Raw genomic sequence first — 21,730 nt, forward strand, 5'->3', positions numbered from 1 at the left:
GCTCATGAACGCAGAAAACGCAACTCAGGCACCCGCGAAACCCTCGAAGCGCCTCCAACGCTACGTGGTCTGCCGGGTCGCCGAGTTTCCCGCCACCGGCCGGCTGATCGTCGAGATCAACGGCCGATCCATAGGCATCTTCAACATTCGCGGCGAGTTCTTCGCCATGCTGAACCGCTGCCCGCACCTGGGCGGCCCGCTCTGCGTCGGGCAGGTGCTGAACGAGATCCAGTCGACGGGTCCTGGCAACATGACCCTCAACACCGGTCAAGATCTGCTGGCATGCCCGTGGCACAACTGGGAGTTCGACATTCGCACCGGGCAGTCGTACTGGGATCCGAAGAACCTGCACGCCCGCCCGTTCGGTGTCGAGGTCGAGGCCGGCGAATCGGTCTCCGAGCAGGTGAGCGCCGGCAGTGTGGGCCGAATCGCTGGCCCCTACAAGGCCGAGACCATCGAGGTGGGAGTCGAGGCCGAGTACGTGGTGCTGTCGCTGAAAGCCCAGCCCCGGGCATCCGGAGCCGGAGTCGCAGCAGCCGGCGCCGCCTCAGGCGAAGGGACCCCAGACCACCCGGGCACCGCCGAACAGCAGGCACACGCGTGCGCCATACCCGCCGTCGTTCCCACCTCGGCCCGCACGCAGACGACCATCAACGATCGTGCGCCCCTCACGCGCGCACCCCAGACAGAGAAATGAGCCGACAATGACGACCGCACTGCTCTCAGGCACCAACCGCACCGACCTCTGGTCAGGGTCGATCATCGATTGCGACGTGCACGCCAACGTGCCCTCGATCGAATCGCTCTTCGACTACATGGAGCCGGTGTGGGTTCAGGGCACCCAGGAGAGAGGCTGGCGCGGCCCCACCGGCCCCCGCTACTCATACCCACCCGGTGCCACCACGACCGCCAGGCCCGAATGGCGTCACGACGGTGAAGAGCCCGCATCGAGGCTCCGGATGCTGCAGAGTGACATTCTCGACCCCTGGCAGGTCGACCGCGCCATCGTGAACTGCTACTACGGAATCGATTCGTTGCGGCACCCTGACTGGGCACCCGCACTGGCGCGTTCGGTCAATGACTGGATCATCGCCGAGTGGCTCGACAAAGACCCCCGACTGGCGGCGTCGCTCGTCATTCCGGCCCGTGACCCGATCGCGGCGGCGGCCGAGATCGACCGCGTGGGCTCGCACCCCGGCTTCGTGCAGGTGATGCTGCCGGTGCGGTCTGAGCGGCTCTATGGCCAGCGCATCTTCTACCCCATCTACGAGGCGGCGACCCGCAACAACCTCGTCGTGGGCCTGCAGTGGGGCGGCACCACAGAAGACGCCCCGTCGCCCACCGGCTACTCGTCGTACTACGCCGAGCAGTACGCCGCCGAGACGCAGGTGTACCTCGCCCAGCTCACGAGCATGGTGTTCGAGGGCACCTTTCAGAAGTTCCCCACCCTGCGTGTCGCCGTCATGGAGGGCGGCTTCAGCTGGGTGCCCATGTGGGGCTGGAGCATGAACAAGAAGTGGAAGGGCCTTCGCCGCGAAACCCCATGGGTCGACCGCCTGCCGCTCGAGATCGTGCGCGACCACATGCGGTTCTCGGTCGCACCGAGCGATCTCGGCACCGTTGAAGAGTCGAAGCGCATCGTCGACTGGCTCGGGTCAGAAGACCTGTTGATGTTCGCGACCGACTACCCCCACCTGCACGAAGACTCGCTCGAGAAGCTGCTCGAGGTGGTTCCCGAGTCGATGCGCCCGAAGCTGATGAGCGAGTCGGCGCGCGACTGGTACCGACTGTGAGTACCAACCATCTGCTCGAGGTGCTGGCGGCGGGCGAGACGGCCGTGGGTCTGTCGTGCATGCTGGGCAGCGCCCAGATCGCCGAAGAGTTCGCGCTCGCCGGGTTCGACTACGTGTACCTCGATCAGCAGCACGGCACCACCTCGGCCGACACTCTGCTCGAGATGCTCCGGGCGGTCGCCCGGTCGGAGACGACTCCGCTCGTACGGGTGGCGAAGAACGATGTCGCCCTCATCGGCCAGGCTCTGGATGCCGGGGCCGAAGGCGTCATCGTGCCCATGATCGAAGACGCCGCCGCGGCGGCGGGTGCAGCCGCCGCCTGCCGGTACCACCCTCTCGGCCAGCGCAGCTGGGGCCCGCTCCGGGCTGTCTACGGGCTCGGAAGCGACCCGGCCACAGTCAACGCCCAGGTCATCTGCCTGGTGATGATCGAGTCGGCGAAGGGCCTGGCGAACGTCGACGAGATACTCGCCACCCCGGGCGTCGACGGCGTGTACATCGGGCCGGCCGACCTCGCCGTGAGCCTCGGAGGCCTGCCCGTTGGCGTCGAACAGTCGGGCGACCAGATCCAGCTGGCGGCCATCGCGGCGATTCAGGATGCGTGTGCCCGCGCCGGCAAAGTCGCCGCCATTACCGGCAACGCGGCTCGCCGCTCGGCCGACGGGTTTCGCATGGTCACCGTCGCGAGCGACATAACCATGATCAGGTCGGCGCTGGCCACGGCGCGCACGTCGACTCCGCAGAGTTATGGCGTGATCATCCGGAACCCGTCTGAGAAGCGCGCCACCGATTCAGCTGAAACGAATACAACGAAAGTGTTAGTGAAATGACAACCATCGAAACCGTTCGCGGGCCTATCGCTGTCGAAGACATCGGCGTGACCCTGACGCACGAGCACATCTTCACGAAGAACCCCGAGATCGAGCAGAACTGGCCCGACCCCGAGTGGGAGGGCGAAGAGCCGATGATTCAGAAGGCTGTCGATGCGCTCACCGCGTTGAAGGCCAAAGGAATCGACACGATGGTCGACCTCACGGTGCCGGGGCTCGGGCGCTACATTCCGCGCATTCAGCAGGTCGCCGCCCGCGTCGACCTCAACATCGTGGTCGCCACGGGGTTTTACACCTTCAAAGACCTGCCGTCGTTCTTTCAGACCCACGGGCCGGGGCTGATGGTCGACGGTCCGGAGCTGATGACCGAGTTCTTCGTGCGTGACATCACCGAGGGCATCGGTGACTCGGGCGTGAAGGCCGTGTTCATCAAGATCGCCACCGACGAGTTCGGCATCACACCGGGCGTCGAGCGGGTCATGAACGCGGCGGCAGAGGCCCACAAAGCGACGGGTGCCACCATCTCGACCCACACCCATGTCGAACACTTCACCGGGCGACTGCAGCAGGAGTTCTTCAGGAAGGCCGGCGTGCCGCTGGAGAACGTGCTGATCGGGCACTGCGGCGACTCGACCGACCTCGACTACCTGAAAGAGCTGATGGACAACGGCTCGACCATCGGGCTCGACCGCTTCGGCATGGAACAGGTTCTGCACGACGATCGCCGCATCGAGATGCTCGTGCAGCTGATCGAACTGGGCTACGCCGAGAAGATCACGCTCTCGCACGACGCCGGAATCTTCAGCATCAACACACCGCCGTCGTGGCGCTCGCGGGTGTCGCCGAACTGGCACCACGCCCACATCTCCGACAACATTCTGCCGGCCATCCGGGAACGCGGGGTGTCGGAGGAGAGCATTCGCCAGATCATGGTGACGAATGCCGCCCGAGTGCTGACGGGTCGTCGATAACCATGCCCTCCATCACCTATGTTCACCCGAACGGCGACGAACAGGTCATCGAGGTTGTGCCGGGCACGTCGGTGATGCGCGCCGCCGTGACGAACGGCGTCGACGGCATCGTGGGGGAGTGCGGTGGCCAGGCCATGTGCGCCACCTGCCACGTCTACGTGCGCGACGAGTTTCTGGCCGCTCTGGCGCCGATGAACGACGACGAAGAAGAGATGCTCGAAGAGACGGCAGCGCCGCGGGATGAGGAGCGGTCGCGGCTCGGCTGCCAGCTGAAGATGGGCTCGCGGCTCGAGTCGATCGTGGTCGACCTGCCGTCGATGCAGGTCGAGGAGTGAGCGGGGTGGGTGGGGTCGGCGGAGAGCGTCGCCCGGATGGTGGGGTCGGCGGGGAGCGTCGCTTGAATGGTGGGGCGCCCGGCGTCGTCATCGTCGGAGGCGGGCAGGCGGGCATCCAGCTCGCCGACTCGCTGCGCACTGAGGGCTACAACGGGCCGATCGACGTCTTTGCGACCGAAGCTCACCTGCCCTACCAGCGGCCGCCGCTCTCGAAAGACTTCCTGGGCACGGCCGACGACCCGTCGGCGCTGCCGCTGCGGGCGGAGAAGTTCTTCGCCGAGCGTGACATCACATTTCACCGGGGCGTCTCGGTGACCGGCGTCGATGCGGCCACCCGGCTGATCACCTCATCCGCCGGCGATGCTCTGGGCTACGCCGCTCTGGTACTGGCGACCGGCGCCCGAAACCGCCAGCTCGCCATCGAGGGTGTCGAGCTCGACGGCGTGCACTACCTGCGCACGCTCGACGATGCGACGGCACTGCGCGTCGAACTCGAGCGTGCCAGAACTGCCCTCGTGGTGGGCGGCGGGTTCATCGGGCTCGAGTTCGCGGCCAGCGCCAGCCAGCGCGGCGTCGCCGTGACCGTGCTCGAGCGGGGCGAGCGCATCATGGGCCGGGTGCTCTCCGAACCCATGTCGCGGCACTTCTCGCAGTTGCACGGCGACGCCTCCGTCGCCATTCGGCTCGGCGAGGGCATCGCCCGCCTCACCGGGGTCGACGGCCACGTGACCGGGGGAGTCGGCACCAGCGGCGCCCTCTACGCCGCCGACCTGGTGGTCGTCGGAATCGGCGTCGAGCCCAACGTCGAACTCGGCCGGATGGCTGGGGTCGGTGTTTCGAACGGCATCGAAGTCGACTCGTACCTGCGCACCAGCGACCCGTTCGTCTACGCGATCGGCGACTGCTGCAGCTACCCGAACGCCCACACCGGAACAATCACCCGCCTCGAGTCGGTGCAGAACGCGGTCGACCAGGCCAAGGTTCTGGCGAAGACGCTCACAGGCCAGCCGACCGAGTACGTCGAACTACCCTGGTTCTGGTCGCAGCAGGGCGCCGACAAACTGCAGATCGCGGGCATCGTAGACGTTGCGGGCGATCCGGTGCTTCGCGGAGACCCCGCGTGCGGCAAGTTCTCGGTCTTCTGCTTTCGTGGCGACCACCTGCTCGGAGTCGAGTCGGTCAACAACACCGCCGACCACCTAGCCGCCCGCCGCATCCTGAGCCATCACCTGCCACTGACCGTGGCACAGGCCGCCGACCCCCTGTTCGACCTGAAGGCCTATTCGCGGGCGGCGTGAGGCCGGCCGTGCATTGCCGGTGATGCATCGTACGAGAACGCCGGGCGGCTCTGGTCGGTGTCTACTCGGTGGGCTGCGTCTCGAGATCGTTCTCTGAGACGGATGCCTCCCAGAAGGAGATCGCGTCGAGGCGACGCAGTAGCAGGTCGGCCGTCAGCATGAAGTGGTCGTGCATCAGCACGCGGGAGCGGGCGATATTGCCCGCTTCGATGCTGTCGATGATCGAGGTGTGACCGTATCGGTTGACCTCGGCCCAGCCCGGAACAGACGTGAAAGAATCGGCGAACCGCAGCGGCACGAGTCGTGCGGCCGCGTCGGCGAACCAGGCCAGCTTCGGGGCATCCGCGATCTGGTGCACCGAGACGTGCAGCTCGGTGTTCAGCGCGAGAGCGTCGCCCGTGTGGTGGTCTTGCATCTCGTTCAGTCGCGCGTCGATGGCGCGCAGGCGCACGATGTCGGCCGTCTCGCGGCGTGCTGCGGCGCGGGCGGCGATCTCACCCTCAGCGGTGGCCCACATCAGGTAGGTGTCGATGACATCGTCACGCCGAATTGCTGCGACACGAAACCCGCGGTGGGCTTCGTGCACGACCCAGCCGTCTTGGGCGAGCAGCAGCAGTGCCTCCCGTACGGGCGTGATGCTCATCTCCATCTTCAGCGAGAGCGGCGCCAGCGCCAGCCGTTCACCCTGGTGTATCTCGCCGCCCAGAATCTGATTGCGGATGACCGAGGCCACGGCCTGACCCAACAACTCGCGTCGGGGAACCTCCGTAAAGCTCATACCGACAGTCTCGCGCATGAACTCCTCCAGCGCCCTCTCCCACCCCGCCCTCGTCAACCCCGCCCGCGCATCCGCCATCGAGAGGGCAAAGTCTCTCCAAAATCATCCTGTTTCGGAGCGTTTCTGCCCTCTCGATGGATGGCGGCGAGGGGCCGGGCGAGGGTTGGCGGGGCTACTCGAGGAGTTTGCCGGCGGTGGTGACCTCTTCGCGCATGAAGGCGGCGATTTCGGCGGGGATGGGCGGGATGGGCTCCCGCACGATGCCGGCGGAGGGCGACCAGACGAGGTTCACCTGCAGAGCCGGGTCGAGGTCGGGGTAGTCGCTGCGGTTGTGGCAGCCCCGGGTCTCGCGGCGTTCGAGGGCGGCCTCGAGGGTGGCGCGCGCGGCGAGGGCGGCCGACTTCAGGTCGAAGGCGTGCGCCAGGTCTTGGTAGCCGGCGATGTCGGGGTGCACGCCGATCGAGGGCATGCGCGCCTCGATCGCGTCGAGTTCGGCGAGACCGGCCAACAGGCCCTCTTCGCTTCGCACGACGCCCGCGTGGTCGGTCATCGTGTTGCGGATGGCGCGCTGCAGGGCCCGCACGTTCTCGGTGCCGTCGGCCGCGAGAAGCGCGTCGATCTCCGAGCGGGCGGTCGTGACCGCCGCCGCGGAGCGTGTCTGCGCGGGCAACCCGGCAGAGTACTCCGCCGCGGCCTGGCCGACGATGCGCCCGAAGACGAGCAGTTCGATGAGGGAGTTTCCGCCGAGCCGGTTGGCACCGTGCAGCCCCGAGGAGGCCTCGCCGATGGCGTACAGGCCCGGCACATCGGTGGAATGGTCATCCGGTCGCACCCACACCCCGCCCATCGAGTAGTGGGCGGTCGGCGCGATCTCGATGGGATCGGTCGTGATGTCGAGCATCTGCAGCTCGAGCATGGTCTGGTAGACGCGGGGCAGGCGGGTCATGATGGTCTCGCGGGGCAGGTGTGAGACGTCGAGCCAGACGCCGCCGTTGGGGGTTCCGCGCCCCTCCTTGATCTCGGTGTAGCAGGCCAGCGCCACGCGGTCACGCGTCGAGAGTTCGAGGCGCTCGGGGTCGTAGTTCTGCATGAAGCGTTCGCCGAGACCGTTGCGCAAGATGCCGCCCTCGCCGCGCGCCGCCTCAGAGATGAGGGTGCCGGCCGCGTTCTCGGGCTCGATGATGCCCGACGGGTGAAACTGAACCAGCTCGGGGTCGCGCAGCCGCCCGCCCGCCTCGACCGCGAGACGGAACGAGTCGCCCGTGTTCTCGTCGCGTCTCGACGACGTGCGCCGCCAGATGCGGTTGTGGCCGCCCGCAGCGAGGATGACCGCATCAGCGTGAATCAGGTATCGAGTGCCATCTTCGAGGTCGAAGCCGTAGGCGCCGAAAACCGCTCCCTCGTCATTCACCAGGATGCGCGTGACATATACCGTGTCGAGGATGGGCACGTTCAGCTGGGCCGCCCGGTTGATGAGCGTGCGCTGAATCTCGAGGCCGGTGTAGTCGCCCGCGAAGGCGGTGCGCCGGTAGGTGTGAGCGCCGAAGAAGCGCTGCGAGATGCGGCCATCGGCCTCGCGCGCGAACGGCATTCCGTAGCGTTCGAGGTCGTCGATGCCGCGGGCCGCACCCGAGGTGACGATTTCGACCGTGTGCGGGTTGGCGAGCAGGTAACTCTCTGTGAGGGTGTCTGCCGCGTGCTGCTGCCAGCTGTCTTCTGGGTCCATCGTCGAGAGGGCAGCGTTGATGCCACCGGCGGCAAGCGAGGTGTGGGCGTCTGACTTCGGGCGCTTGCCCAGGGCCAGCACGTCGACCCCGGCCTCAGCCAGTTCGATGGCCGCGCGCAGGCCCGAACCGCCGGTGCCGATGACGAGAACAGTGGTGGAGATCTGTCGTTCTGAAGTGCTCATGAGGCAACGCTAGGCTTTGATATTTGATTACTCCAATGCATATTATTTGTCATTACGATGTAGATAAGCTATCGATATGAACCTCGAGCAGCTGGGCAGCTTTGTCGAAGTGGCGAGTCTCGGCAACTTCACACGCGCCGCCGACAAGCTGCACCTCGCCCAGCCCTCGCTCAGTCGCCAGATCTCTGCTCTCGAGCTCGACCTTGGGGCAGAGCTGTTTCATCGCGCTCGCAGCGGCAGCACTCTCACCACCGCGGGAGAGGCGCTGTTGCCCCTGGCTCGGCGCATGTTGGCCGATGCCGCGTCGGTTCGTCACGAGCTCGCCGAACTGGCGGGCCTCGGCCGGGGCCGGGTGCGCCTCGGCGCGACACCAACCCTGTGCATCAGCCTCGTAGCCGAAGTGCTCAGCGCCTTTCACGCGGCTCACCCCGCCATCGAATTGCACCTCTCTGAGCAGGGCTCCCGGCTGCTGCTCGATGAGCTGGCCGCAGGAGAACTCGATCTCGCTCTGATCACAACCTCAGATGCCGCGGCGGCCGAACGATTCACCGTGACGCCGCTGCTGGTCGAAGAGCTCGTGGTGATCTCGTCTATCGCTTCCCCGCCGGTGACTCCCCGCGCCACCATTGCGCTCGACGAAGTGGCGGCCCTGCCGCAGATCGTCTTCAGCTCGACGTACGACCTGCGCCGCACCACCGACGCAGCGTTTCGTGCGGCAGGTCTGACGCCCGACGTGGTGCTCGAGGGCGCCGAGATGGATGCCCTCCTGCGGTTCGTCGAACGCGGGCTCGGTGTCGCCATCGTGCCCGCCATGGTGCTCATCGATCGGCCGGGCCTCCGATCGGTGCGCCTCGGAGGGCCCGCCCTCACCCGCACGATCAGCCTCGCTCGCCCGGCCGATGTCGCGCCGACGGCCGCGGTCGAGGTGATGCAGCACACCATCGCTGCCACCGCCACCGCGTTCGCCGCGCGGGCGGGCACGTCGATGCGCCGGGCCAGCATCGTGCGCTGAGAGGCGTTCAGCCTGCCCGGGCCAGCGAAGCTCTAAGCGTCGACGAACTCGCGCTCACCAGGGTCTGGGGTTCGGGCATCCGTCTCCCGCGAGAAAGAAAGCACGATTCCGATGGCGATGAGCGAACTGATCAAGGCTGTGCCCCCGGCAGATATCAGCGGTAGAGGCACCCCGAGCACCGGTAGCAGGCCGAGCACAACGGCGATGTTCACGAGGGCCTGCCCCACGATCCAGACCAGGATGGCCGCGGTCACCACCCGGGCGAACGGGTCGTGCGTGGCATGAATGATTCGCAGAAACGCCACCCCGAGCACCACGATCAGCAGCAGAACGACGACGGCGCCGATCAGGCCGAGCTCTTCGCCGATCACCGCGAAGATGAAGTCGGTGTCGACGGCGGGCAGCCACGACCATTTTGCTTTCGAGTTGCCGAGCCCCACACCGAAGATGCCGCCGTCGCCGAGCGCGAAATAGCCGTTCTGAATCTGCCAGCCCGAGCCGCTGTAGTCGGTGGTGTCGGGTTGCAGAAACGAGAGGATGCGCGTGACCCGGTTGGGCCTCGAGAGAGCGGTGAGAATCGCGATGGTCGCCGACACGGCGGTGAGGAGGGCGAGGTGACGAAGGGGAATGCCGGCGAAGAACAGCGCGCCGAGAACCATTCCGATCAGGATGACGGTCGTACCGAGGTCACCGCCCAGGGCCACGAGAATGATGGCCGTGCCCGTGACGATCACGGTCGGCACCAGTGTGTACGAGATCTGGGCGATGCGGTGCTGTTTCTTCGCGAGGAACATGCCCAGCCACAGAACGACGCCCACCTTGATGAGTTCGGAGGGCTGCAGAGCGGGCAGTGGGCCGAGCTGCAGCCAGTTTCGGTTACCGTTCACAGTGACGCCGAGGGGAGTCGCGATGACGAGCAGCTGAAGCGCAGAGCCGCCGGCGAGCACCAGCCAGGCCGAGCGCTTCCAGAACGACGAGGGTAGCCGCGAGGCCAGCAGCAGCAGGGGAATACCGATGAGGGCGAAGCTGCCCTGCCGGAGGAAGACCGTGAACGAGTTGTCGGCGTCGATCTCTGATCCGACAGACGACGAGGAGAGCACCATCATCAGCCCGAAGCCCACCATGAACAGCGTCACACCGAGCAGCAGGTAGAAGTTCGATGAGAGCATCGGAGCGACTTTGGGCAGGGTGATGCGCATGAGGCGGGCGCCGCCCGAGGTAGCCGCGCCCATGGGGGTCTTCACGGCGCTGCTCATCGCCACCGCCTCGAAGAGATTCGCCGTTCCATGCCTCCGACACTACGTTTGCTGGGTCGTGCTCCGTGCGGCGGCGCGCGCAATGTCGACAGCCTGAGTAAATTACTACAAACGGCGAGAACTTCTTACAGAGATGAGTCCACGCAATGGCACGCCCGATCACCTTGTTCACTGGCCAGTGGGCCGACCTTTCCTTCGTCGAAGTTGCCAGGCTGGCGGGGGAGTGGGGGTACGACGGTCTCGAAATCGCGTGCTGGGGCGACCACCTCGACCCGGAGCGGTGGGATGACGAGGCCTACGTTCAGGGCAAGCTCGCGGTGTTGGCAGCGAACGGCTTGAAAGTCTTCGCCATTTCGAATCACCTCACGGGTCAGGCTGTCTGCGACGACCCGATCGACCAGCGGCACCATGACATGCTGCCCGCCGCGGTGTGGGGCGACGGTGACCCCGAGGGCGTGCGGCAACGCGCGGCCGATTCGCTGAAGAACACCGCGCGTCTCGCAGCGAAGCTCGGGGTGAAGACAGTGACCGGCTTCACCGGGTCATCGATCTGGAAGTACGTGGCCATGTTCCCGCCCGTCACCGAGCAGATGATCGACGCCGGCTACCACGATTTCGCCGAGCGCTGGAACCCGATTCTCGACGTCTTCGACGAGGTGGGGGTTCGTTTCGCCCACGAAGTTCACCCCTCAGAGATCGCCTACGACTACTGGACCACCGTTCGAACCCTCGAGGCGATCGGCCATCGCGAGGCGTTCGGCCTGAACTGGGATCCGAGTCACATGGTCTGGCAAGACATCGACCCGGTCGGGTTCTTGTGGGACTTCAAAGACCGTATCTACAACGTGCACTGCAAAGACACGAAGAAACGTCTCGTCGACGGCCGAAACGGTCGCCTGTCGTCGCACCTGGCCTGGGCCGACCCGCGACGCGGTTGGGATTTCATCTCGACCGGCCACGGTGACGTGCCGTGGGAAGACGCGTTTCGCATGCTGAACGCCATTCACTACACCGGGCCGCTCTCGATCGAGTGGGAAGACGCCGGCATGGATCGCCTCGTCGGTGCTCCGGAGGCCCTGGGCTTCGTGCGCCAACTCTCGTCGTACGAACCCTCGGCGGCCGCCTTCGATGCGGCCTTCCAGGCGCGCTGACCCGGTCTGCCTCCACGGCGGAGATGGGCGGCGCGGGCTGGACACCGGCGACGGGCCGACTTACCGTTGACACAGAGACCCCCACAACGGGGCCCGCAGGATCAAGGAGGATCCGAATGTCAGGAAACAGAGCAGTTGCCTACAAAGAGCCCGGCAAAGTCGAAGTCATCGACACCGACTACCCCACGTTCGAGCTGAAAGACGGGCCCGGCGTCAACCCCGCCAACATCGGCCGCAAGGTGCCGCACGGCGCGATCATCCGCACCGTCGCAACGAATATCTGCGGTTCGGATCAGCACATGGTTCGAGGTCGCACCACGGCCCCCGCCAATCTTGTGCTCGGGCACGAGATCACCGGGGAGGTCATCGAGGTCGGCCCGGGTGTCGAGTTCGTGAAGATCGGCGACATCGTCTCTGTTCCCTTCAATATCTCCTGCGGTCGCTGTCGCAACTGCAAAGAGCGTAAGACGGGCATCTGCCTGAACGTCAACCCCGATCGACCCGGCAGTGCATACGGCTATGTGGATATGGGTGGCTGGGTGGGTGGCCAGGCCGAATTCGTTCTCGTGCCCTACGCAGACTGGAACCTGCTCGTTTTTCCTGACCGTGATCACGCGCTCGAGAAGATCATGGATCTGACGATGCTGTCAGACATCTTTCCCACAGGGTTTCACGGTGCCGTGACCGCGGGGGTCGGTGTCGGTTCCACCGTCTATGTCGCCGGCGCCGGCCCGGTGGGGCTCGCTGCTGCGACGTCTGCCATGCTGCTCGGCGCGGCGGCCGTCATCGTCGGTGACATGAACGCCGATCGACTGGCCCAGGCCCGCAGTTTCGGCTGCGAGACGATCGATCTGTCTTCGGGCGAGATCGCCGACCAGATCGAGCAGATTCTCGGAGTTCCCGAGGTTGATTGCGGAATCGATGCCGTCGGTTTTGAGGCGAAGGGTCTGCACGGCGGTGGTGAGGCTCCGGCAACGGTACTCAACTCCCTGATGGACATCACGGCGGCGGGCGGTGCCCTCGGCATCCCCGGGCTCTACGTGACCGGTGATCCGGGCGGGGTCGACGAGGCGGCCCAGAAGGGTTCGCTCTCCCTCAGCCTCGGTACCGGCTGGGCGAAGTCTCTCTCGTTCACGACCGGCCAGTGCCCGGTGATGAAGTACAACCGTGGGCTCATGATGGCGATCCTGCACGACAGGGTACACATCGGTAAGAACGTGAACGCCAAGGCGATCTCCCTCGACGACGCGCCACGCGGCTACGCCGAGTTCGACGCCGGGGCTGCAACGAAGTACGTTCTGAACCCGAACGGCTACCTCGACGCGGCCTGACTCCGCTAGTACGCCGAACCACCCGCGGGGCGTGGTCGTCGGAGCGGCCACGTTTCACACGCCAGAGAGAATTCAGAATGGCCGATATGCGCGGAGGAACGCCCTCACTCCCTCGACGATGACGCGGTGTTCGTCGACTTCGGCACCGACGACCCCGAGACTCGACGTGAGCGGGGAGATCGTCAGCGCCACGAAGTGGTCCGCAGCCAGCCGAGGGTCGGGGGCGTGCAGCAGGCCGTCCCGGTCGAAGGCGGCGAAGCGGGTGGCTACCGCGTCTTCGGGCTCCTCGGCGTTCCAGGCCATCGACCGGGTCTCGGGAAGGTTCGTTGCCTCTGTGTAGAGCAGGCGCATGAGAGCCGCATAGTCAGAGGATCCGATGGCCGACACAGTGATGCTCTCGGCGAAGGAAACGAGGGCGTGCTCGAGCTGGGCCGCATTCGGAACCACGACGAGGTTCTCGTCGATCGCTCGCTGAACCGCAGTGCTCAGCGCTTCGACCGTGTGGTCGACGACGGCCGCTAGCAGCGTGCGCTTGTCTCCGTAGTAGTCGTAGACGGTGCGCTTGGAGACACCGGCCTCGGCAGCGACGAGATCCATGCTGGTGCGATCGAATCCGTCAGACAGAAACAGTGCTCGAGCAGCCAGCAGGATGGCCGAGCGCTTCTGCGCCGAACCCTCCCGAATGCTCTTACCCGCCGGCGCTGCCATCCGTTCATCCATTCGTCGGATTCAGCTTACGGCCTTCGTAACTACACTGCACGGTGTAGTGTAGCGACCATGACTACGACACTTGCTCCCGCCCCGGTCTCCGCCCGCCGACTGAATCTCATCAGCCTTGTGCTGATTCTCGGCGCGATCGCGACCATCCTCGACGCCACTATCGTGAACATCGCCCTCGACACCCTCCACGATGTCTTCCATGCCTCTGTTGCTGAATCGCAGTGGGTGGTCACCGGCTATCTGCTCGCCTACGTCGCCGTCGTCCCCGTCTCCGGCTGGGCCTCCGAGCGCTTCGGCGCACGCCGGGTCTGGATGCTCGCGGTCGCCGTCTTCCTGGTGGGTTCTGTTCTCTGCGGCCTGGCCTGGAACCTGCCCTCGCTGATCGGCTTCCGCGTTCTGCAGGGCATCGGCGGCGGAATGGTGCTGCCGGTGACCATCACGCTGCTCACCCGCGCGGCAGGCCGTGACCGGATCGGCCGAGCCATCGCGACCATCGGCATCGTCGGCCAGCTCGGTCCGATCCTCGGGCCCATCATCGGAGGGTCACTGATCACCTCGGTGGGCTGGCACTGGCTGTTCTTCATCAACATCCCCATCTGCCTCGCAGCCCTCGTTTTCGCGCCGATGTTCCTGCCCGCGGGCGAGAAAGACAGCGCACGCCGTCTCGACCTCATCGGGTTCCTGCTGCTGACACCCGGCGTGATCGCGCTGGCCTACGGCATCAGCCAGATTCCGGATGCTGCGGGGTTCGGCGCTGTCGAAGTGTGGTTGCCCATCGCTGCTGGCGTCATCCTGCTTGCGGTCTTCGTGCTGCGATCGTTGCGCGCAACCCGGCCAGCCCTCATCGACGTACGCGTGTTCGGCCGCCGCAGTTTCGGCATCAGCAGCATCATTACTCTGCTGGCAGGGTTCTCGATCTACGCCATCATGTTCCTGCTGCCGCTCTTCTACCAGCAGGTTCGGGGCGACTCGGTATTCACCACGGGGTTCCTGCTCATTCCGCAGGGCGTCGGCACCATCGTCTTCATTCTGGTCAACCGTCGCCTGGCGGGCCGCGTCGACACCCGCTTCGTGATCGCAGGGGGCGTCATCCTGAGCATGCTGGGAACACTCCCGTTCGCCCTCGCGGGGGCGTCGGGCGGAGACGCCCTGCTGCTGGCCGGGCAGTTCTTGCAGGGATTCGGCATGGCCGCCGTCTCGCTGCCCGTCATGACCTTGGCCTTTGTGAGCCTCAGCCATGCCGAAACCCCGCGGGGCAGCGCCGCATACAACCTGGTGAAGCAGGTGGGAGCGCCGTTCGGTGTCACGGTCATCGCCGTGATACTGCAGCACTTCAGCGAGGGCGGGGCATCGGCTGCCGCGCTGTCGGCAGCCTTCAACGCCACATTCTGGTGGGTGCTCGCCTTCAGCGCGGTGCCGCTGGCGCTGGCGTTCCTCCTCCCGAAGGAGCCGCAGCGGCTGACTGCGAAAACCGATCGGAACGCCGACGCTGTCGTGGCTCCCGCGTGACTCGGCGATTCCGTTGTCGGTCAGGCTGCTGCTGCCCCCGCACTCGCTGATGCGTTCAGATCGCGACGGGCTCGAGCTCGGCGGCCTCCGTTGCGGTGGCCGAGTCGACCGTCACCGACGGCGAGAGCAGCGCAATCACGATGTTCACGGCGGCGAAGATCGCGGCGATCAGCAGCCCGAACTGAAACCCGCCGACGGCCGCGGCCAGCGGCGCCGTGCCCCCCGTCATTGCGTCGGTGATGTGGGCCGTTGCGAGTGTCGTGATCACAGCGAGCCCCAGCGCGCCGCCCACCTGGTAACCGGCATTCAGCACTCCGGATGCCGCACCAGCGTCATCCGTTCGCACCTTCGACTGCGCCGCAACTTGCGCGGGCACCCCCATGGCCGTGATTCCCAGGCCGAACAGAATGAGCCCCGGCAGCAGGCTGCTGGCGTACGGTGAGCTCGCATCGGCTGTCGACAGCAACAACAGTCCGATCACGCTGATCACAGCGGCAACGACCTGCACGGCGCGAGTGCCGAACATCGTCACGAAGCGTGACGCCACGACTGCCCCCACGATCGCAGCGATACCCATCGGCAGAAAGGCCAGGCCGGTGTCGAACGCCGACAGTCCGCGTACCTGCTGGAGGAAGATCGCGGTGAGAAAGAACATCGCGAGAAAACCGGCACTGTTCAGCCCCAGTGCGACGACCGACAGCGACAGACTGCGTGTGCGAAAAAGGCGCAGCGGAATCAGGGGCGCCGCCGAACGGGATTCGACCAGAACGAACGCCGCAAGCAGCAGAACGCCGCCGGCCAGCAGGCCGATGACCTCGATCGACCCCCAGCCGAGAGGTTCGGCCCGGATGACACCGAGCATGATGGCCAGTAGCCCGGTGGTGCTGAGCACGGCTCCCGCCACGTCGAACGTGCGTCGGCCGGAGATGATCGCGCGGCTCTCTCTGATGATGAAGAAGGTGGCCGCGATCACGACGATGCCGATGGGCACGTTCACCAGGAACACCCAGCGCCAGCTGAGGTTGTCGACCAGCACGCCGCCGACGATGGCGCCCATAGTACCGCCGAGGCCGGCCAGCCCACCCCACACGCCCAAGGCGATGGTGCGGCGGCGCCCGTGCTCAAAGGTCACCATCAGCAACGTCAGTGCCGATGCCGAAAGCATCGCGCCGCCGAGGCCCTGCACGCCGCGAAAGAGAATCAGTTCGAGGGGTGAGGTCGCGACTCCGGCGGCCAGTGACGACAGCGCGAAGACCACGAGCCCTGCGACGAAGATGCGCCGCCGACCGACGAGGTCGGCCGAGCGGCCCCCGAGCAGCAGAAAACCACCGAAGATCAACGTGTACGCGCTGATAACCCACTGCAGGTCATCCGGAGCAAAGCCCAGGTCTGTCTGCATGCGGGGGAGGGCCACGTTGACGATGGTCACGTCGAGCACCACCATGAACTGCGCTATCGCGAGCACGACCAGGGTGCTCCAGGGGCTGCGTCTCATTGCTCTTCCTTAATTTGGCGTTCGGGCCAGCGCGTATATACGCCGTACGTGTACACCGTACATGTGCAATGTATAGGAAGGCAAGTGCGAAAAAAACACCGGAACCAGCTGGCGGCTCTCAGGCGGGCAGCGTGCCCTGGGCGCCAGCCACCAGAAAGTCGATTCCCCGGCTGAAATACTCGTCTTCGCTCGGGCAGAACAAGAAGAACTCGGCTGTCTCGAGCACGCTCGCGAAGCGTTTCGGGTCGAGCGACTCGAGCTGAGCCCGCTTCGACCGCAGGTGGGCGGCTTGCGTGTCGGAGTCGAGCCTGCGGTCGCTGCCCGGCTCGATGTCGACCAGGTTCACGAGCGAGCAGAGGAGGAACATGCCGGTCTGCGCGGCGCTCGCGGCCGAGAACCCCGCCGCTCTCAGCAGGCCGATGGTTCGCTCGGCAAGCTCGAGCCCCGCCTCGGATTTCATAATGGCCGGGGCGACGATCATGACGGCGAGTGGATGTGCGCGCAGAGCGTCGAGCGCAGCCGTGAGTACCGCGTGCAGGTCTTCGTGCCACGCCAGTCCGCCTGCCTCGGGTAGCGCAGGTAGCGTGATCTCGGCATAGATGCGTTCGGCGATGGCATCGAACAGGGCGTCTTTGTCGCTGAAGTGCCAGTACAACGCCATCGGCGTGACCATGTTGTCGGCTGCGAGCCGTCTGATCGTCACCGCCTCCAGCCCTTCGCGGTCGGCGAGGGCGAGGGCGCCGGCTGCGAGATCGTCTCGCTTCAGGCGCTCCCGCGGTTTGGTCTGGCGTGGGGCGGGCATGGTTCTACTGTACCGCGTACAGTTCGGGCGGTGGCCTCTACGGGAGAGTTGCGAGATCAGCGGTGGTCGGATTTTGAGGCAGCGTGTGATGCGCGAACCGCCACCCAGACGAATCCGCCGACAAACGCCGCGATGGCCCCCCAATACGCTGGGAGGGCTGTTGTGCCGATCGCGCTGCAGACGAGAGCGGCACCCCACGAGACGACGGCTGGCATCACGGCAGCGGCGTGACCCGCCCGCCATGCAGAGTCGCTTCGCATCAGGCTGGGAAAGCGTATTCCGACGAACCTGTTCATGCCGAGCTGCCCGCGCCCCGCCATGATGCAGACCACGACCAGTAGAAGGAGAAGAGCGGTGAATATCCACGCCACAACAGGTACGGGGTGCATTCTCTGTCCGATCACGAAGCGTCGTAGCCTGACCGCCCATTCTCTCGCCGGAAGGCTCGGCTACCAGCACACTAGCGCTGCGAGCGCTTCGGTGGCACGAGAATCGTTCTGAGCCCGACGCCCTGACCGAGTTCGGTGAGCGCCTCTGAGGCCTCGGCGAGGGGACGGATGCGCCCGATGAGCTGGTCGAGCGGGAGCCGCCCCGCCAGATACAGCTTTGCGAGTCTCGGTATGTCGACCCGCGCAACGCTGGAGCCATAGTTGCAGCCCAGAATGTTCTTCCCCTGGTCGGCGAGGTCGAACGGGTCTATCGAGGCACGAAGACCGATGGGAGTCATGCCGACAAGTACGGCTGTACCCCCTCGCGCGAGAAGGCCCGGCAGGCTCTCGATGGTGGCGACCCGCCCGATGGCCTCGAAAGCGAAGTCGACTCCGCCGAGCGAGCTCTGAATCTCCGCGGTCGTATCAACCAGATCGCCGCGCAGCAGGGTGGTCGCACCAAGCGCACGTGCCGCTTCCAGTTTCTCGTCTGACACGTCGATGGCGATGATCGGGTTCGCGCCGATGAGTTTGAGGCCCATGATGATCGAAAGACCGACGCCGCCGCAGCCGATCACGGCGGCCGATGCCCCCATGGGAACGGACGCGGTGTTGACCACGGCACCGACTCCCGTTGTGACTGAGCAGCCCAGAAGGGCGCCTATCTCGAACGGCAGTTCTGGCGGAACGACCACGACCGCTGACTCTGGAATGACCACGCGTTCGCTGAAGGCCCCCAGTCCGAGATAGGGCCAGACGTCTGCCCCTCGTGCGTCGGTGTAGGCGGTGGTGCCATCGGGCAACGTATTGTCGAGCGCCGTTGTGCCGGTGCAGAGCCATCCCTTGCCGGCGGCGCAGTTCGTGCAACGGCCACAGGGGGCGAACCAAGACAAGACGACGTGGTCGCCCAGTCGGGCATCCAGCACCCCGGCTCCGATGGCGGTCACGATTCCTGCGGCCTCGTGCCCGAGCACAAGCGGCCTTTCTGCCGGCCAGTCGCCGTTGACGACGTGCAGGTCTGAATGGCACACGCCGCTTGCTCTGATCTCGACTTCGACCTGGCCCGGCCCGGGTGCAGCGAGGGCAATCGTCTCGGTCTGCACCCCGGATCCCGGGCGAAGGGTGATGGCGAGCGTCACGAGTTCACGGCCTCTCGCTCGTCGATTTCGGCGAGTTCTCTGTCGCTTCGCAGTTCGGCTGCCCGTTCACGATCGAGGTCGAGCGAGCGAGACAAGACCAGATACGCAACAGAAGCCGCCACGAGGCCGACGAGCCAAGACACGTCGAGCCCGCCTAGCGCGGCCGCGATCGGGCCGGTGAACGACCAGTCGCCGAGCGGAGGGATGACCATGAACGGTATTTCGAAAGCGAATCCGATCGCGAAGGCGGCCAGCCCTCGCCAGGCCCAGGTTCCGTAGACACCGTTCGGGGTGAAGAGGTCGGTGATCGCGTAGCGGCCTTTGCGGACGACGAAATAGTCGACGAGGTTCGTCGCGGTCCAGGGCACGAGGAGGTAGAGCATGAGGGTCAGCGCTGCAAAGACCGTGCCGACAGAGTCGGTGGTGATGATGCTGGCAATAGAGAACCAGACAACGGTGAGAACGATGATCGTGATGACACGGGCGGCTCTGGTGGGCTTGATCGACTTGAACGAGTCGATGCCGGTGAGGATGGTCAGCATGCCGCCATAGGCGTTCATGCCCATCGTCGCCGCCAGGGCGAGGGCGGAGAGCAATGCGACGGCGTCGCCGAGGTGGAAGAAGACGTTGTTGCCGGCGAGCTGAAGGCCGCCGAGACCGTCGGTTGCGCGCAATTCGATCGCGAGCCAGGCGCCGAGAATGATGAGCCAGATCGCCGACGATGATGCGCCGAAGAATACGGCGGCGATCACCTTCCGCGGTGCGGTGGTCGAGGGCAGGTACCGGGAGTAGTCAGAAACGTAGGGGGCGTAGGTGATGTTGTAAGCGGCCGCTGCGGTGAGTTGTGCCATGAAGGCAACGATCGAGAAGCCGTAGTCGATTTCGGGTGGGGTTCCGCCGGCGCCGCCGAAGATCACGCCGAGCGTCAGAAGCACGGTGAGGGGAAACGAGACGTAGAGCAGGATGCGAAAGATCTTGTGCACCCAGTCGTGGCCGAAAATAGCAAGCAGGGCGGCGGCTATCGCGACGGTCACGGCGACGACGGTGGGGTTCCAGCCGAATGCGCTGTTCAAGCCTTCCCCCAGCAGCACGGTATCGGCGATGTTGAACGCGAGGTACGTGAACAGGGTCGCGAGCAGGGGTATCAGTACTCCGCGAAACCCGAACTGGGCGCGAGACTGGATCATTTGGGGAAGCCCCATGTGCGGTCCTTGAGAAGCGTGGAACGCCATGAACAGCGTGCCGATCCCGATTCCGATGATGCTGGCAACCGCCGTCCAGATCAGGGAGAGGCCGAGGGAGGGGCCGATGAAGCCGATCGGGATGGAGAAATACTGGAAGTTGCCGAGAAACCACAGCGGCGCTTGGTGCCACAGCTTTCCGTGCCGTTCGCTGTTCGGAACCCAGTCGATCGATCGTTTCTCGACGAGGGGCACCCGCGACGTGGATGCGGTCTGCGGGCTTGTCTGATTTGTCATGATTGTGACTCCATTGTCAGATGTTGTGAGGCAGTTCTAAAGGTGTGAGGCAGGGGAGAGGTGTTCGTGGATGGCAAGCCAAACGCCGGCGTGTCGCTGGAGCACGATCGTCTCGCGCTCGCGACCGATTTCGCGTTGCCCGTCCATCGTCGACTCAGTGACTACGTCGTGGGTGAAGATCGCGACGGTGTCGACGAGTTGCACGCGCCTGTTCGTCGACACGCAGTTGTGTACGCGAAACCCATGAAGGTCTTCCCACTCATGCCAGAGCTGTTCGTACTCTGCTCGGCACTCCAGACGGGCGGGATGCGTGTGGAACACGAACGTCGCATCCGGAGCGAAACCTCTGAAGTATTCGTCTCGTCGGTGGTTGCCGAAGGCGGCGACGATGGCGTCTGCTGCAGCAAGCGCTTCTGTCTCCGCAGAATCGGCCGGCTCCGAGATGCCGATCACGAGCGGGGCGCCATCGCTGAGATCAGTTCGTACGCTACGTGGGATGCCGCGACAGCGGTGACCTGAGCGTGATCGTAGGCGGGGGCCACTTCGACCACATCGGCGCCCACCAGATTGACTGTGGAGAGCGACCGGATGATCGCCAGCAGCTCTCGACTTGTCAGCCCTCCCGCCTCGGGGGTGCCCGTGCCCGGAGCGTGCGCAGGGTCGAGCACATCGATGTCGACGCTCACATACACAGGCTTTCCCGCAATGCGCGCGTGCAGCCGCGCAATGATGCTGGCGAGGCTCTCCGTCTCGAATTCGTGCGACCCGATAATGGCGAAGCCGAGCCGTTCGTCGTCGCGGAGGTCTTCGCGGCCGTAGAGGGGCCCCCTGGTTCCGATGTGCCAGCTGGCGGTGAGGTCGATGAGCCCCTCCTCTGACGCCCGACGAAACGGGGTGCCGTGCGTCACGGGTGCGCCGAAGTAGGTGTCCCAGGTGTCAAGGTGCGCATCGAAGTGGATGACCGCCACTGGCCCGTGCGTGCGGGCGACGTTCCGCAGCAGCGGAAGAGCAATGGTGTGGTCGCCGCCCAGAGTCACCAATCGTGCACCTGTCTCGGTGAGATGGCGAGCTCCGTCTTCTATCTGGGCCACGGCCTCATCGATGTTGAAGGGGTTCGCTGAGATGTCTCCGGCATCGACGACCTGTTGCGTCGCAAACGGTTCGATGTCCTGAACCGGGTTGTACGGTCGCAGTAGCCGCGACGCCTCGCGAATGTGCGCGGGCCCGAACCGTGCGCCGGGGCGGTAGCTGACTCCCGCGTCGAACGGAACACCGACGACGACGACGTCGGCGTGCGGCACGTCGCGCAACTGCGGCAGCAGTGCGAATGTCGCGATCCCCGCGAAGCGTGGTGTCTTGCTCGAGTCGGTGGGGCCGACAAAGTTCGATGCGGCGTTCACGGTTCAGACTTCCTCGTCGAGGTGTGATGGACTGTATGAAATATACCTATACGCACCGTAAAGTGCTTATAAGGCAACTTGCGGTTTACAATATG

At 65.4% G+C, this 21,730-nt stretch carries 21 protein-coding genes; 10 read left to right on the forward strand and 11 right to left on the reverse strand.

The window, feature by feature from the left end; all coding sequences use genetic code 11:
• Positions 1-4: 4 nt before the first annotated feature.
• The 6 genes from QN358_RS02755 to QN358_RS02780 all read left to right on the forward strand — a co-directional run bounded on the left by QN358_RS02755 (position 5) and on the right by QN358_RS02780 (position 5,227).
• Positions 5-697 (forward strand): Rieske (2Fe-2S) protein, encoded by a 693-nt coding sequence (locus tag QN358_RS02755; protein WP_323511519.1) that lies wholly within the window; start codon positions 5-7, stop codon positions 695-697.
• Between the two features lie 7 nt (positions 698-704).
• Positions 705-1,793 (forward strand): amidohydrolase family protein, encoded by a 1,089-nt coding sequence (locus QN358_RS02760; protein WP_323511520.1) that lies wholly within the window; start codon positions 705-707, stop codon positions 1,791-1,793.
• Positions 1,790-2,623 (forward strand): HpcH/HpaI aldolase family protein, encoded by an 834-nt coding sequence (locus QN358_RS02765; RefSeq protein ID WP_323511521.1) that lies wholly within the window; start codon positions 1,790-1,792, stop codon positions 2,621-2,623. Before QN358_RS02760 ends, QN358_RS02765 begins: the two co-directional genes overlap by 4 nt.
• Entirely contained in the window at positions 2,620-3,594 is a 975-nt protein-coding gene (locus tag QN358_RS02770) for a phosphotriesterase-related protein (protein ID WP_323511522.1), read from the forward strand. Before QN358_RS02765 ends, QN358_RS02770 begins: the two co-directional genes overlap by 4 nt.
• 2 nt (positions 3,595-3,596) lie before the next feature.
• Entirely contained in the window at positions 3,597-3,929 is a 333-nt protein-coding gene (locus tag QN358_RS02775) for a 2Fe-2S iron-sulfur cluster-binding protein (RefSeq protein WP_136641852.1), read from the forward strand.
• 62 nt (positions 3,930-3,991) lie between these two features.
• Positions 3,992-5,227, forward strand: a complete 1,236-nt coding sequence (locus QN358_RS02780; RefSeq protein WP_323511523.1) for an NAD(P)/FAD-dependent oxidoreductase — start codon at positions 3,992-3,994, stop codon at positions 5,225-5,227.
• A gap of 61 nt (positions 5,228-5,288) precedes the next feature.
• Here the strand turns inward: QN358_RS02780 and QN358_RS02785 are convergent, their stop codons facing one another.
• The gene (locus QN358_RS02785) at positions 5,289-6,005 is read right to left on the reverse strand and encodes a GntR family transcriptional regulator (protein ID WP_161580397.1); all 717 of its coding nucleotides are present in this window, start codon (positions 6,003-6,005) and stop codon (positions 5,289-5,291) included.
• A gap of 172 nt (positions 6,006-6,177) precedes the next feature.
• Positions 6,178-7,914: an L-aspartate oxidase gene (locus QN358_RS02790; RefSeq protein ID WP_136641849.1), complete on the reverse strand. Its 1,737-nt coding sequence runs from the start codon at positions 7,912-7,914 to the stop codon at positions 6,178-6,180.
• A 76-nt stretch (positions 7,915-7,990) separates the two neighbouring features.
• On the opposite strand from QN358_RS02790, the gene QN358_RS02795 reads away from it, so the two are divergent.
• Positions 7,991-8,926, forward strand: coding sequence for a LysR family transcriptional regulator (locus QN358_RS02795; protein WP_136641848.1), 936 nt, complete (start codon positions 7,991-7,993; stop codon positions 8,924-8,926).
• Positions 8,927-8,958: 32 nt separating this feature from the next.
• Here QN358_RS02795 and ftsW read toward each other — a convergent pair whose 3' ends face one another.
• Positions 8,959-10,182, reverse strand: a complete 1,224-nt coding sequence (gene ftsW / locus QN358_RS02800; protein ID WP_323511524.1) for a putative lipid II flippase FtsW — start codon at positions 10,180-10,182, stop codon at positions 8,959-8,961.
• Between the two features lie 146 nt (positions 10,183-10,328).
• On the opposite strand from ftsW, the gene QN358_RS02805 reads away from it, so the two are divergent.
• Positions 10,329-11,333, forward strand: a complete 1,005-nt coding sequence (locus tag QN358_RS02805) for a sugar phosphate isomerase/epimerase family protein (RefSeq protein WP_136641846.1) — start codon at positions 10,329-10,331, stop codon at positions 11,331-11,333.
• A gap of 116 nt (positions 11,334-11,449) precedes the next feature.
• On the forward strand, positions 11,450-12,664 hold the full coding sequence (gene fdhA / locus QN358_RS02810; protein WP_136641845.1) for a formaldehyde dehydrogenase, glutathione-independent: 1,215 nt from the start codon (positions 11,450-11,452) through the stop codon (positions 12,662-12,664).
• Positions 12,665-12,736: 72 nt separating this feature from the next.
• Here the strand turns inward: fdhA and QN358_RS02815 are convergent, their stop codons facing one another.
• Positions 12,737-13,372: a TetR/AcrR family transcriptional regulator gene (locus QN358_RS02815; RefSeq protein WP_323511525.1), complete on the reverse strand. Its 636-nt coding sequence runs from the start codon at positions 13,370-13,372 to the stop codon at positions 12,737-12,739.
• Positions 13,373-13,441: 69 nt separating this feature from the next.
• On the opposite strand from QN358_RS02815, the gene QN358_RS02820 reads away from it, so the two are divergent.
• A complete protein-coding gene (locus QN358_RS02820) occupies positions 13,442-14,893 on the forward strand; it encodes an MDR family MFS transporter (protein WP_323511526.1) in 1,452 nt (483 codons plus the stop codon).
• 55 nt (positions 14,894-14,948) lie between these two features.
• Here the strand turns inward: QN358_RS02820 and QN358_RS02825 are convergent, their stop codons facing one another.
• From QN358_RS02825 to speB, 7 genes are all read right to left on the reverse strand, one after another.
• Positions 14,949-16,388 (reverse strand): MFS transporter, encoded by a 1,440-nt coding sequence (locus QN358_RS02825; protein ID WP_136641842.1) that lies wholly within the window; start codon positions 16,386-16,388, stop codon positions 14,949-14,951.
• A 118-nt stretch (positions 16,389-16,506) separates the two neighbouring features.
• Positions 16,507-17,190: a TetR/AcrR family transcriptional regulator gene (locus tag QN358_RS02830; RefSeq protein WP_136641841.1), complete on the reverse strand. Its 684-nt coding sequence runs from the start codon at positions 17,188-17,190 to the stop codon at positions 16,507-16,509.
• A gap of 56 nt (positions 17,191-17,246) precedes the next feature.
• A complete protein-coding gene (locus QN358_RS02835; protein ID WP_136641840.1) occupies positions 17,247-17,594 on the reverse strand; it encodes an SdpI family protein in 348 nt (115 codons plus the stop codon).
• Between the two features lie 56 nt (positions 17,595-17,650).
• Positions 17,651-18,757, reverse strand: coding sequence for an alcohol dehydrogenase catalytic domain-containing protein (locus tag QN358_RS02840; protein ID WP_323511527.1), 1,107 nt, complete (start codon positions 18,755-18,757; stop codon positions 17,651-17,653).
• Positions 18,754-20,235, reverse strand: coding sequence for a purine-cytosine permease family protein (locus QN358_RS02845; protein ID WP_136641838.1), 1,482 nt, complete (start codon positions 20,233-20,235; stop codon positions 18,754-18,756). Before QN358_RS02845 ends, QN358_RS02840 begins: the two co-directional genes overlap by 4 nt.
• 36 nt (positions 20,236-20,271) lie before the next feature.
• Entirely contained in the window at positions 20,272-20,688 is a 417-nt protein-coding gene (locus tag QN358_RS02850; RefSeq protein ID WP_237280320.1) for a nuclear transport factor 2 family protein, read from the reverse strand.
• Positions 20,685-21,635, reverse strand: a complete 951-nt coding sequence (speB, locus tag QN358_RS02855) for an agmatinase (RefSeq protein ID WP_136641837.1) — start codon at positions 21,633-21,635, stop codon at positions 20,685-20,687. The genes QN358_RS02850 and speB overlap by 4 nt, the downstream gene beginning before the upstream one ends.
• Between the last annotated feature and the right edge of the window lie 95 nt (positions 21,636-21,730).

The organism is Subtercola sp. RTI3 (genome assembly GCF_035018625.1).
In the GTDB taxonomy this organism is placed as follows: Bacteria; Actinomycetota; Actinomycetes; order Actinomycetales; family Microbacteriaceae; genus Subtercola; species Subtercola vilae.